Here is a 13,669-nt window from a genome sequence, read left to right on the forward strand (position 1 = left end):
AACCTCAACAGCAGCCTCAATAATAAGCTGCCTGCTACGCTCTAGGCCGCATGCAAAGGTTTATCGCAACTTTCGGCACCGGCCAGGACTCGAAGCCTTTGTAGTACCAGAACGCTGCCGTTCGAGCAGCTGCGTCAATATGAGGTTAATTTTCATGCCTGAATCGTCTGCCATCGTGGCCGAAGTCCGCCAGCTCGACAGCGGTTACTCGCGGGAAACGCGCTCGCTGCTGTATCACGCGTACCGCCACGAGCCGAGTTTTGCCTACCTGTTCAACTCACAGCGGGCCGGGTTTGATCAGCGGGTGAGGGCGACGGTTCGCGAACTGGTCAAGCAGCACTTTCTGCAGGATCTGCCCGCGCTGGGGCTGTTTGTCGAAGACCGGCTGGTAGGCGCCGCACTGATTGCGCCGCCGCAACGTCGATTGGGCATTACCGAAAGCTGGGCCTGGCGTTTGCGCATGGTCTTGAGCACCGGTTTCAACTGCACCAAACGGTATCTGGAGTATTACAACGCGGTGCTGGCTTGCCTGCCTTCCGAGTCGGTGCACGTCTTACCGTTGCTGGGCATCCATCCTGAATTCCAGGGCAAACACTTGGGCGAGCAGTTGTTGCAGGCGCTGCACGATTGGTGCGCGATGGACGAAAACTCGCAAGGAATCGTCGTTGATACTGGGAATCCTCGTTACCTTGAGTTCTATAAGCGACAGGGCTACGAGGAAATCGGCGAAGTGGCTGTAGGACCGATCCGGGAGCACGTGTTTTTCCATCCAAATCCGCAGGTTTCACTCAAAGCCATGGCGTAAGGGTATGAAATTTATACCTTTCGGTGGGTTTTAGTGGCGCCTGTCGCACGTGTTAGCATTCGCGCCTATGAAGCCTTTTGTAAAATTATTCAGCGGTTTATTTCTCGTTTTCTCAAGCACCGTGGCCCTGGCCGCTGCGCAACTCGATGTGAGAATCACACCGGCCAACTCTGAGCTCAAAGCCAATATCGAAGGCTACGTGGGCAGTCCGGGTGAGCGCGATCAAGAGAGCCTTGAGCATTTCAGCATCGGTGCCCAGGAGCAGGCGCAGCGAGCCTCGCAAGCGCTGGGCTATTATCAGGCGCGCATTGACAGCGAAGTGGTCCAAGGCAGGAACGGCGCATTGCAGCTGGTGATCAATGTGCAAGCCGGCGAGCCGATCCACCTGCGCAATGTAACGGTGCGGGTCGATGGCCCGGCTGCCGCCCTCAAGGAATTCCGAGTTCCGAAAAGCGCCGCCCTGAAAAGCGGTGCCGTTCTCAATCATGGTCATTATGAAGATGCCAAGCGGCTGATCCTGAATCAGGCCTCGCGTTACGGTTTTTTCTCCGGTCGCTTTACGCAGCAGCGCCTGTCGGTCGACCCGGCGGCGGGTGTGGCGGACATCGATCTGGTCTATGACAGCGGCCCGCGCTACTCCCTTGGCAAGGTCAGTTTCAGTGGCGATGCGCCCTTCGACGATGATCTGCTCCGGCGTATGGTGCCGTTCAAGGAAGGCACGCCCTACGATTCGGAACTGATCGCCGAGCTGAATCAGGCCATGCAAGCCAGTGGCTATTTTGAAGGTGTCCGGGTGGACGCGGCCCCCACCGCGGCCGTCGGGCAGAGCATCCCGGTGACTGTCGCGCTGGACACCCGCAAACCTCGCACCATGGGGCTAGGCCTCGGTTATTCCACGGACGTCGGACCGCGTGGCAAGGCTAACTGGACGCGCCATTGGGTCAACCCGCAAGGGCACAGCTATGGCATCGAATCCGAGCTGTCGGCGCCGCGCCAGAACGTCGGCCTCTGGTATGACATTCCCCTTGATCCGCCGCTGACCGACAAGCTGCGTTATGCCGGCGGCTATCAATACGAAGAGATCGCCGGCACTGACTCGGTGAGCAAACTGCTGACTGTCGGCCCGGAATGGCACAGCAGGTTGCCCAGCGGCTGGGAGCGCGTGATTTCGTTGAAATGGCAGCGCGAGGAATACCGTCTTGGCGACGACTCCGGGCTCAGCACCTTGCTGATGCCGGGTATCAGCTATTCCTTCCTGCGCAGCGATAACCGGATCGACCCGCACAATGGCTATCGCTTGCAGTTTGATGCACAGGTCGCCAAGGAAGGGCTGATGTCCGATTCAAACCTGCTGCATGGCGACGTACTGCTCAAAGGCTTGACGACTTTGGGGCAGAATCATCGCTTGTTGGGTCGTGTGCAGTTTGGCGGCAATGCCACCAACGGGTACAAGTCGATCCCGCCGTCGCTGCGCTTCTTCGCCGGTGGCGACCAAAGCGTGCGCGGCTACGATTATCAAACCTTGTCCCCGGAAAACTCCGACGGTGATCGCATCGGCGGACGCTACATGGTGGCCGGGAGCGTGGAGTATCAATATTCGATTGCGGAGAAGTGGCGTGTGGCGACCTTTGTCGATCAGGGCAATTCGTTCAATACCTTGAATCTGCCCAGCCTCAAGACCGGCGTGGGTATCGGCGTGCGCTGGGTGTCGCCTGTCGGTCCGCTGCGTCTGGATCTGGCTCACGCGCTGGACGACGACGGCGGCATCCGCCTGCATTTCTCCATGGGGCCGGAACTGTGAAGAGTCTGAACTGGCAGCGCTCGCTGAAGATTATTGGCCTGAGCGTGGTCACCCTTTTACTGTTGGTCGCTGCCGGGCTCGGGGTATTGCTTGGAACCCAGGCCGGCAGCCGCTGGACCTTGCAGCAGGTACCGGGCCTGCAAGTCGACAACTTCAACGGCACGTTGGGCGGGCGGTGGAGTGCTGATCATCTGCTTTGGCAGCAAACCGGAACCCGAGTTGAACTGGATGCGCCAGTATTGGCGTGGTCGCCGGGCTGCCTGCTGAAACTCACGCTGTGCATCGACGAGTTACAGGCCGATCAAGTCCGTCTGCAACTGGCCCCCGGCAGCGACGAAAGCAGTGGCGGGCCGATTACTTTGCCGGATCTCAAGCTCCCGCTGGCCATTCGTTTGGGTAACGTGCGGATTAGCAGCCTGCAACTGGATGGCACCGAGCAGCTACGTGACCTGCAGTTGGCCGCGCACTGGACCCAGGAAGGTCTGCGCATTGATAGCGTGCATCTGCAACGCGACGATCTGGTGCTGGATCTGGCTGGTTTGCTCAAGCCAGACGGCGATTGGCCGTTGACGGCCAGCGGCCTGCTGAAACTGCCTGCTCAGGATGACAAGGCCTGGGTGGTCAATCTGGATATCCAGGGCGACCTGCTCAAGACCCTGAAACTTAATGCGATCAGCAGTGGTTATCTGCAAGCCCAGCTGACGGGCGAGCTGCAGCCACTTCTGGAAAATTTGCCAGCGCAACTCAAGATCACGTCGGATGCGTTCAAGGCCAGTGCGGCGCTGCCGGACACCTTGCAGCTCAATCAGCTGGTGCTGGATGCCCAAGGTGATCTCAAGGCCGGTTATCAGCTGACCGGCACTGGCAATCTACCGGCTGAACAAGGCCCCGTCGCGCTTGCGATCAAAGGCAGAGTCGATGCAAAAGGCGCCGATATCGATGCGCTGGACCTGAGCGCCAACCCGCAACAGCGCCTCAACCTGACCGGCAGGCTGAACTGGGAACAAGGCTTGCGCGCCGACGCAAAGATCGCCTGGCTGGATTTCCCCTGGCATCGCCTGTATCCCGAAGTGGCTGAGCCGCAGGTGGCACTGCGCAAGTTCAATGGCGAAGTGTCCTACACCGACGGCAAATATCTGGGCAATTTCAGCTCCGATCTGGACGGCCCTGCCGGCGCGTTCAGCTTGAGCAGCCCGTTCAGCGGCGACCTTACCCAGGTGTTTCTGCCGCAGCTGGAAATGGTTGCGGGGCAGGGCAAGGCCAGCGGTCATTTGAATCTGCAGTTTGCCGACGGCATTGGTTGGGATACAGCGCTGGACCTGAGTGCACTTGACCCTTCCTACTGGCTGGCGCAGATGCCCGGAACTCTGGCGGGTCCGCTGCGCAGCAAGGGCCAGTTCAAGAACGAACAGTTGAGTCTGAATGCTGATCTTGATCTCAAGGGCCGCTTGCGTGGTCAACCGGCCGTGTTGCAAGCCAAGGCGGACGGCAGCGGCGACAAATGGAATGTCAGCACTTTAGATATCCGCCTTGGGGACAACCGCATTCAGGGCAGCGGCAGTTTGCAGCAGCGTCTGCTCGGTCAGCTGGACCTGAACCTGCCACGTCTTGGTCAGCTTTGGCCGGGCCTGCAAGGGCAGGTCAAGGGTCGTCTGGATCTGGCGGGTACAGTGCAAGCGCCCCAAGGAGTACTGGCGCTGCAAGGCGCGCAACTGGCGTTTCAGGATAATCGCCTGCAAAGCCTGACCCTGAACGGCAAACTCGACAACGCCCAGCGTGCGGTTATTGACCTAAAAGGCAGCGGCATTCAGGCGGGCGACACTCAATTGGGAACACTGGTTCTGGGTGCCCAGGGCGATATCAAGCGTCAGCAGTTGAAAATCGATTTGCAGGGGCCATTGCTCAAACTTGCCTTGGCGCTGGATGGCAATCTGGATAAGGGTAACTGGCGTGGTCGACTGGCCAGCGGCACGGTGCAAAGCGGCGGCCAGAACTGGCGTCTGCAACAACTCGCCAAGCTCGAACGACTGGCGGATGGCAAAATCAATTTCGGCGCGCACTGCTGGCTTTCCGGGCCTGCCAGTCTGTGCGGTGAAGACCAACGGCTGATGCCGGAACCGCGCCTGCGTTACCACCTCAAGAACTTCCCGCTGGACAGTCTGGCGCAATGGCTGCCCAAGGATTTCGCCTGGAAAGGTTCGCTCAACGCCGATGTTCAGCTCGACGTGCCAGCGGCGGGGCCCAATGGCCAGATCGCCATCAACGCCAACGGCGGTACGTTGCGGGTGCGGGATAAAAAGCAGTGGCTGGATTTCCCTTACGAAAGTCTGGTGCTGAACAGCACGCTGACGCCCAAACTCATCGACAGTCGCCTGGCTTTTCGCGGTGGGAAGCTCGGCACGCTGCTGCTCAACGCCAAAATTGATCCGCTGGCCCAGAACAAGACACTCAGTGGTGATTTCAACCTCAGCGGCCTGGATATTTCGATTGCCCGACCTTTCCTGCCCATGGTGCAAAAGCTCACTGGACGGCTTAACGGCAACGGCCGACTGTCTGGCGGGCTGCTGGCGCCTCAGGTCAATGGCAATGTGATGTTGAGCGGGGGCGAGATTTCCGGGCCGGAGTTGCCCATCAGTTTGCAGGACTTGCAGATCAAGGCGCTGATTGCCGGGGAAAGCGTTCAACTTCACGGCGGTTGGAAAAGCGGTGAAGCAGGTCAAGGCAGTCTGGACGGTCAGGTCAGCTGGGGGGATACGCTGCTGCTGGACTTGAACCTGAAGGGCTCGCGCCTGCCCATTACTGTTGAACCTTATGCGACGCTGGAGGCTGCGCCTGATCTGAAGATATCCATGCATGGCGACCGTCTGGGGGTATCCGGCAAAGTCCTGATCCCCAAAGGCGTGATAACTGTGCGTGAGCTGCCGCCTTCTACCGTGAAGTTGTCCGGCGATACAGTGATTGTGGGACATCAGACCGAACAAGGCGCACCACCCATGGCGATTGCCATGGATGTCGATGTCCAGGTAGGACGGGAAAAACTGAGCTTCACCGGTTTCGGCCTCACCGCCGATCTGGTCGGTCAGGTACACATCGGCGACAACCTCGATACGCGCGGCGAACTAAACCTGAAAAACGGTCGCTATCGAGCCTATGGTCAACGATTGACGATCCGCAAGGCGCGGCTGCTGTTTGCCGGGCCTGCCGACCAGCCTTATCTGGATGTCGAGGCGATTCGCCAGACCGATGACGTGATTGCCGGTATTCGTTTGTCAGGAAGTGCTGAGCAACCCACCACCACGGTGTTTTCCGAACCGGCCATGAGTCAGGAGCAGGCGTTGTCTTATCTGGTGTTGGGCAGGCCACTGAATAATACCGGCGAAGACAGCAACATGATGGCCCAGGCCGCGTTGGCCCTTGGGCTGGCCGGCAGCGAATCCACAACCGGCAAGCTGGCGAACAATCTGGGGATCAAGGATTTCGAACTGGACACTCAAGGCAGCGGCGACAAGACCAACGTCGTCGCCAGCGGCAAGATCACCGAAAAACTGAGTCTGCGCTACGGTGTTGGCGTGTTTGAGCCGGCCAATACCATCGCGTTGCGCTACATGCTCAGCAAGAAGGTGTATCTGGAAGCCGCTGGCGGCATCGCCAGTTCACTGGATATCTTTTATAAGCGGGATTTTTGAGGAAAGCACAGGCCATTGCGTAGGAGCGAATTTATTCGCGAGGCGATGTTTCTGTTTTCGCAGGACCAAAGCCTCGCCAACAAGTTGGCTCCTACATAATCGCAATCATCCATTCACTAGCTTCAATGACGCTTCGCCATAACGCTGGCCGGCAATCGCTTCAACCGGAAACAAATCCCTTAACGCTTTCAATTCCCCGGCGCTGAGCTTGATATCCAGTGCCGCGACGTTCTCTTCCAGGTATTTGCGCTGCTTGGTTCCTGGAATCGGCACGATGTCGTCGCCTTGCGCCAATACCCAGGCCAACGCCAGTTGCCCGGCAGTCACGCCCTTGTCAGCGGCGAGGTTCTGTACTTTTTCAACCAGTAGCAGATTCCTGGCGAAGTTCTCACCCTGAAAGCGCGGGGCGCTGCGGCGATAATCATCCGCTGCAAAGTCGTCCGGGCTTTTCAAAGTGCCGGTCAGGAAGCCTCGACCCAACGGGCTGTAAGGCACAAAGGCAATGCCCAGACGGCGGCAGGCGGCGAGGGTGCCGTTTTCCTCCGGATCGCGGCTCCACAACGAATATTCGGTTTGCAGCGCGGTTATCGGGTGGACCTGGTGCGCGCGTTCCAGCGTTTCTGCGGAGGCCTCGCTCAAGCCCAGATAGCGGACTTTGCCGGCCTTGACCAGTTCGGCCATGGCACCCACTGATTCTTCAACCGGGACCTGCGGGTCGATCCGGTGCTGATAGTAGAGGTCGAGGGTTTCGATGTTGAGCCGTTTCAGGGTGCCGTCGATGGCGCTACGAATGTATTCAGGGCTGCCATTCAGCCCGCGCGCAGCAGGGTTATTGGCGTCGCGGACGAAACCGAACTTGCTGGCCAGGAACACTTGGTCGCGCTTGCCTTGCAAGGCTTCACCGAGCAGTTCTTCATTGGTGTGCGGACCGTACATGTCGGCGGTATCGAGCAAGGTGACGCCTAGCTCCAAGGCACGATGCAGCGTTGCAATCGATTCCTTGCGGTCGCTGCCAGTGGTGTAGAAGTCGGTCATGCCCATGCAGCCCAGACCGATAGCGGAAACGTGCGGACCATTGCGGCCCAATTGACGGGTTTGCATTGATGAACTCCTGTCATTGAAAGTGGCGACAGTTTTACTCCTCGACAAAATCCGGATAAACCCGCTAAAAGTGCTTTCACTGTTTAGAAAATCTAAATAATTCAGCGCCAAGGGTTCTGCAATGGATCGATTCAACGCCATGCGCGTGTTTACCCGCATTGTCGAGCTTGGCGGCTTTGCCAAGGCCGCCGACAGCCTGCACATGCCAAGAGCCTCGGTGACCATCCTGATCAAACAGCTGGAAGCGCATCTGGGCGTGCAGCTGTTACAGCGTACGACCCGACAAGTCAGCCCGACGCTGGACGGTCAGGCTTACTATCAGCGCTGTGTCAGTCTGCTGGCTGATCTGGATGAGGTTGAAGCCGAATTTTCTTCAGCGAACATCGCCCCCAAAGGTGTATTGCGCATCGATATTCCGGTGGGGTTCGGGCGGATGATTTTGATCCCCGCGTTGCCGGAGTTCACTGCGCGATATCCGCTGATCGAGTTGGAGATCGGGATGAGTGACCGCCCGGTGGATCTGATTCGTGAAGGCGTCGATTGCGTGCTGCGTGCCGGGCCGCCACAGGATGATTCACTGGTGGCGCGGCCGTTGACCAAAATGGTTCAGGTGACATGCGCCAGCCGCCGCTATCTTGATCAATACGGCACGCCGCACACCCTGGCGGATTTGCCGCGTCACAAGGTTATCGAATACTTCTCTGCCAGCTCCAATAAGCGTTACGGCCTGGAGTTCATGATCGATGGCCAGGTGAAGGATTTCAGTCTGCCCAAGGCGATGTCGATCAACAGCGCCGACGGTTACCTGGCTGCGTGCGAAGCGGGCTACGGTCTGGTGCAGACGCCGTATTACCATATCGCCGAGCAGCTACGTCGAGGGACCTTGCTGGAGGTTCTCAAGAGCTATCGGCCGCCGGCGATGGCACTGCTCGCGCTTTACCCGCCGCATCGGCAGATGTCACGACGGGTGAGGGTGTTTGTCGATTGGCTGGTGGAGTTGTGTGCGCGCAAGGAGCTGCTCGAGAAACTCAATGGTTGAAGCAAATTCAGCCGCATCCGATCTAGGTCGCCGGGCGCTTTCGTGGTTAACTTCCGGCTCTTCCCAAACCCTGGAAAAAGGACTCAGTTCATGGCTCAAGTGACTCGTAGAGGCAACCCTGTCCAAATCAATGGTGACCTGCCAGCAGTTGGCAGCGCTGCTCCGGCATTCACGTTGGTCGGTGGTGACCTGGCCGATGTGACCCTGGCTGACTTTGCCGGCAAGCGCAAAGTGCTGAACATCTTCCCAAGTGTCGATACCCCGACCTGCGCGACGTCCGTGCGCAAATTCAACGCCCAGGCCAACGACCTGACCAACGCCGTGGTGTTGTGCATCTCCGCTGATCTGCCGTTCGCGCAGGCGCGGTTCTGCGGCGCCGAAGGCCTGGAAAACGTCAAGAATCTGTCCACCATGCGTGGTGCTGAATTCATGAAGAACTACGGTGTCGAGATCGCCGATGGCCCGATGCAGGGCCTGACCACTCGCGCCGTTGTGGTTCTTGATGAAAACGACAAAGTGCTGCACAGCGAACTGGTTCCGGAAATCGGTCAGGAACCTGACTATGACGCTGCGCTCTCCGTATTGAAGTAATAACCGGCAACACTTCGACGGCCTGAACCTGCTCAGGCCGTTTTTATTTATGCTTCAGGTGTTTAACAGAAGTAACGCCAACGTAAATTGCCGGTAAAGGCGCTTTGCTTACCGTCCGTCTGTGCTTATTGTTCAACTCCTGAAGAAGCCCCATCCGCATTGGTTGATTATTCATGCAATTGTCTGGTTCCCGTAGTTCCCGCCGCTGGCTGATCAGTCTGCTTGTCCTGTTGGTTATCATCGGCCTGTGCTGGTGGTTCTGGCCGTCCTCTGCCGCCCATAAGGATGCCGGCAAAGGTTCTGGCGCCAGCAGGTCAGCCAGTGCGGCCAAGGCTGGCCCGGCTCGACCTGGCTTTGGCGGCGCGACCGGGCCGGTCCCCGTGCGTGTGGCGCCTGCGGTACTCGGGGACTTCCCGATCTACTACAAAGCGTTGGGTACCGTGACGGCGATGAACACCATCAATGTGCGCAGCCGGGTCGCGGGGGAATTGGTCAAGCTCAACTTCCAGGAAGGCCAGATGGTCAAGGTTGGCGATTTGCTGGCCGAGATTGATCCGCGCAGCTATCAGATCGCTTTGCAGCAGGCCGAAGGTACGCTGGCCACTAACCAGGCGTTGTTGAAAAACGCCCAGCTTGATGTGCAACGCTATCGCGGGCTGTACGCCGAAGACAGTATCGCCAAGCAGACTCTGGATACCGCCGAGTCGCTGGTGAACCAGTATCAGGGCACGATCAAGACCAATCAGGCAGCGGTGGGCGACGCCAAGCTCAATCTGGACTTCACCAGAATTCGTGCACCAATTGCCGGCCGCACTGGCCTCAAGCAACTGGACGTCGGCAACCTCGTGGCCGCCAATGACACCACCGCGTTGGTGATCATTACCCAGACCAAGCCGATCACGGTCAACTTCACCCTGCCGGAGAAAGACCTGTCGGCGGTCATCACGCGCTATCGCAGCGGCGACAAGCTGCCCGTCGAAGCCTGGGACCGAGGTGACCTAAAACTGCAGGCCAATGGCGTGCTTGCCAGTCTCGACAACCAGATCGATGTCGCCACCGGCACCCTGAAATTCAAGGCGCGTTTCGAGAACCAGGACGAAGTGCTGTTTCCCAATCAGTTCGTCAATGTGCGCCTGCGCGCCGACACCCTGAAGCAAGCAGTGCTGGTGCCGACCGCCGCGGTGCAGTTCGGAACCAATGGCACCTTTGTCTATGTCATGGACGGCGACAAGAAGGTCAAGGTGCGCGGTCTCAAGACCGGCCCGAGCGACGAGCAGTCAACCGTGGTCAGTGAAGGTCTGGCCGCCGGTGATCGGGTGGTGCTCGAAGGCACTGACCGTCTGCGCGACGGCAGCGACGTCGAAATCGTCAATGACAGCAAGGATGTGCCAAGCACTCCAGGCCAGCAGTTGCAGGGCAAGCCGTCGAAGGAATCCGGTGAATCGGCTACAGCCGACAAGGCGGAAAAAGGTCACGCATGAACATTTCACGGCTGTTCATCCTGCGTCCGGTAGCCACCACGCTCAGCATGCTGGCTTTGGTGCTGGCCGGCTTGATTGCCTACAAGTTGCTACCGGTTTCAGCCTTGCCGCAGGTGGACTATCCGACCATCCGCGTCATGACGCTGTATCCGGGCGCTAGTCCGCAAGTGATGACCAGCGCGGTCACTGCGCCGCTTGAACGTCAGTTCGGGCAAATGCCGGGCCTGACCCAAATGGCGTCAACCAGCTCTGGCGGCGCGTCGGTCATCACCCTGCGTTTCAGCCTTGAAATCAACATGGACGTCGCCGAGCAGGAAGTGCAGGCGGCGATCAACGGCGCGACTAATCTGCTGCCGACCGATCTGCCCGCGCCGCCGGTGTACAACAAGGTCAACCCGGCCGATACCCCGGTGCTGACGTTGGCGATCACTTCCAAAACCATGCTGTTGCCCAAGCTCAACGATCTGGTCGATACGCGCATGGCGCAGAAAATCGCGCAGATCAGCGGCGTTGGCATGGTCAGCATTGCGGGCGGTCAGCGTCAGGCAGTGCGCATCAAGGTCAATCCGGATGCCCTGGCGGCAGCCGGCTTGAATCTGGCTGACGTGCGCACGCTGGTGGGCGCGTCCAACGTCAACCAGCCCAAGGGTAACTTTGATGGCCCGACCCGGGTGTCGATGCTCGATGCCAACGACCAGCTCAAGTCGCCCGAGGAATACGCCAACCTGATCCTCGCTTATAAGGACGGCGGTCCGTTGCGCCTGAAGGATGTGGCGCAGATTGTCGACGGCGCGGAAAACGAGCGTCTCGCGGCCTGGGCCAATGAAAATCAGGCGGTGCTGCTCAATATCCAGCGCCAGCCGGGCGCCAACGTGATCGAGGTCGTGGATCGCATCAAGGCCTTGTTGCCAAGCATTACCGATAACCTGCCGGCCGGTCTGGATGTCGTGGTGTTGACCGACCGCACGCAAACCATTCGCGCCTCGGTGACCGACGTGCAGCACGAGCTGTTGATCGCCATTGTGCTGGTCGTGTTGGTGACGTTCCTGTTCCTGCGCCGTTTCAGCGCGACAATCATTCCGTCGATTGCCGTACCGCTGTCACTGGTGGGCACGTTTGGCGTGATGTACCTGGCCGGTTTCTCGGTCAACAACCTGACGTTGATGGCCATGACCATCGCCACCGGCTTTGTGGTCGACGATGCGATTGTCATGCTGGAGAACATTTCCCGGCACATCGAAGAGGGCGAGTCGCCCATGCAGGCGGCGCTCAAGGGCGCGAAACAGATTGGCTTCACCCTGGTGTCCCTGACCATTTCGTTGATTGCGGTGCTGATTCCGTTGCTGTTCATGGCGGACGTGGTAGGACGGCTGTTCCGTGAGTTCGCCATCACCCTGGCGGTGGCGATCCTGATTTCTCTAGTGGTGTCCCTGACCCTGACGCCGATGATGTGCGCCCGCCTGCTCAAGCGCGAACCCAAACCTGAAGAGCAAAGCCGTTTCTACCGCGCCAGCGGTGCCTGGCTGGACTGGTTGATCGAGGCCTACGGACGCAAACTGCGCTGGGTCCTCAAGCACCAGCCGCTGACGTTGCTGGTCGCCGTCGGGACGCTGGCGTTGACCGTGTTCCTGTACATGATCGTGCCCAAAGGGTTTTTCCCGGTGCAGGACACTGGAGTGATCCAGGGTATTTCTGAAGCACCGCAATCGATCTCGTTCGCCGCCATGAGCGAGCGCCAGCAGTCTCTGGCAAAAATCATTCTGCAGGACCCGGCCGTGGTCAGCCTGTCGTCGTATATCGGCGTCGATGGCGACAACACCACGCTCAACAGCGGGCGCTTCCTGATCAACCTCAAGCCGCATAACCAGCGTGATCTGGACGCGACGCAGATCATCCAGCGCTTGCAGCCGCAACTGGACAAGCTGTCCGGGATTCGCCTGTTCATGCAGCCGGTCCAGGACTTGACCATCGAAGATCGCGTCAGCCGGACGCAGTATCAGTTCAGCATGTCGTCGCCGGACGCTGACATGCTTGCGCTGTGGAGCGGCAAGCTGGTCGACGCGCTGAGCAAGCGCACCGAACTGACGGATGTCGCCAGCGACTTGCAGGACAAGGGGTTGCAGGTTTACCTGCTGATAGACCGCGATGCGGCCAGCCGTGTCGGGGTGACGGTGGCCAACATTACCGATGCGCTGTATGACGCGTTCGGCCAGCGGCAGATCTCGACGATTTATACCCAGGCCAGCCAGTACCGAGTGGTGCTGCAGGCCGAATCGGTGGGCGAGCTGGGGCCGAAGGCGCTGGAACAGATTCATGTCAAGACCACCGATGGTGTGCAGGTCAAGCTGTCGAGTCTGGCGCGCATCGAGCAGCGTCAGGCGCAACTGGCGATTACCCATCTGGGGCAATTCCCGGCGGTGATGATGTCGTTCAACCTGGCGCCCGGTGTGGCATTGGGGGCTGCGGTGGAAATCATCGAGCAAACCCAGCAGGACATCGGCATGCCGACCGGCGTGCAGACCGAATTCCAGGGCGCCGCCCAGGCGTTCCAGGCTTCGTTGTCCAGTACGCTGCTGTTGATCCTCGCCGCCGTGGTCACGATGTATATCGTCCTTGGCGTGCTCTACGAGAGTTACATCCATCCGATCACCATTCTTTCCACGTTGCCCTCGGCAGCGGTGGGCGCGCTGCTGGCGTTGCTGATCAGTGGTAATGATCTGGGCATGATCGCCATCATCGGCATCATTCTGTTGATCGGGATCGTCAAGAAAAACGCGATCATGATGATCGACTTCGCCCTCGACGCCGAGCGTAACCGAGGCGTGGATCCGGAAACGGCGATCTATGAAGCGGCGCTGTTGCGCTTCCGGCCGATCCTGATGACCACCATGGCGGCCCTGTTCGGCGCCGTGCCGCTGATGCTGGCGACGGGTAGCGGCGCCGAACTGCGTCAGCCGCTGGGTCTGGTGATGGTTGGCGGCTTGATGCTCAGCCAGGTGCTGACGCTGTTCACCACGCCGGTGATCTACCTGTACTTCGATCGATTGGGCCGTCGTTTCGGTCGTTCGGAGAAGGCTGAGGTGGCGGGGTGATGCTCAGTCTCAAGCTGCAAGCCTTTAGCTTCAAGCGTAAAGCACAAGACTCATACTCTTGTAGCGTGTGGCT

8 protein-coding genes are annotated in these 13,669 nt (G+C 59.2%); 7 read left to right on the forward strand and 1 reads right to left on the reverse strand.

Annotation, left to right across the window (positions count from 1 at the left end):
- Positions 1–154 precede the first annotated feature (154 nt).
- The 3 genes from AFK24_RS28840 (at position 155) to AFK24_RS28850 (ending at position 6,292) form a co-directional block, all read left to right on the forward strand.
- Entirely contained in the window at positions 155–805 is a 651-nt protein-coding gene (locus AFK24_RS28840; protein ID WP_065836492.1) for a GNAT family N-acetyltransferase, read from the forward strand.
- A gap of 67 nt (positions 806–872) precedes the next feature.
- On the forward strand, positions 873–2,606 hold the full coding sequence (locus tag AFK24_RS28845; RefSeq protein WP_065836493.1) for an autotransporter assembly complex protein TamA: 1,734 nt from the start codon (positions 873–875) through the stop codon (positions 2,604–2,606).
- Between the two features lie 5 nt (positions 2,607–2,611).
- Positions 2,612–6,292, forward strand: a complete 3,681-nt coding sequence (locus AFK24_RS28850) for a translocation/assembly module TamB domain-containing protein (RefSeq protein ID WP_065836627.1) — start codon at positions 2,612–2,614, stop codon at positions 6,290–6,292.
- Between the two features lie 105 nt (positions 6,293–6,397).
- Here AFK24_RS28850 and AFK24_RS28855 read toward each other — a convergent pair whose 3' ends face one another.
- Positions 6,398–7,393 (reverse strand): aldo/keto reductase, encoded by a 996-nt coding sequence (locus AFK24_RS28855; protein WP_065836494.1) that lies wholly within the window; start codon positions 7,391–7,393, stop codon positions 6,398–6,400.
- A gap of 121 nt (positions 7,394–7,514) precedes the next feature.
- Here AFK24_RS28855 and AFK24_RS28860 point away from each other — a divergent pair, with 121 nt between their 5' ends.
- The 4 genes from AFK24_RS28860 to AFK24_RS28875 all read left to right on the forward strand — a co-directional run bounded on the left by AFK24_RS28860 (position 7,515) and on the right by AFK24_RS28875 (position 13,596).
- Positions 7,515–8,432, forward strand: a complete 918-nt coding sequence (locus tag AFK24_RS28860; protein ID WP_065836495.1) for a LysR family transcriptional regulator — start codon at positions 7,515–7,517, stop codon at positions 8,430–8,432.
- Between the two features lie 90 nt (positions 8,433–8,522).
- Complete coding sequence (gene tpx, locus AFK24_RS28865) at positions 8,523–9,023, forward strand: thiol peroxidase (protein ID WP_065836496.1); 501 nt, start codon at positions 8,523–8,525, stop codon at positions 9,021–9,023.
- 173 nt (positions 9,024–9,196) lie between these two features.
- Entirely contained in the window at positions 9,197–10,504 is a 1,308-nt protein-coding gene (locus tag AFK24_RS28870; protein WP_065836497.1) for an MdtA/MuxA family multidrug efflux RND transporter periplasmic adaptor subunit, read from the forward strand.
- On the forward strand, positions 10,501–13,596 hold the full coding sequence (locus tag AFK24_RS28875; RefSeq protein WP_065836498.1) for an MdtB/MuxB family multidrug efflux RND transporter permease subunit: 3,096 nt from the start codon (positions 10,501–10,503) through the stop codon (positions 13,594–13,596). Before AFK24_RS28870 ends, AFK24_RS28875 begins: the two co-directional genes overlap by 4 nt.
- Positions 13,597–13,669: the final 73 nt, after the last annotated feature.

This window comes from Pseudomonas syringae (assembly GCF_001698815.1).
GTDB lineage: Bacteria > Pseudomonadota > Gammaproteobacteria > Pseudomonadales > Pseudomonadaceae > Aquipseudomonas > Aquipseudomonas syringae_A.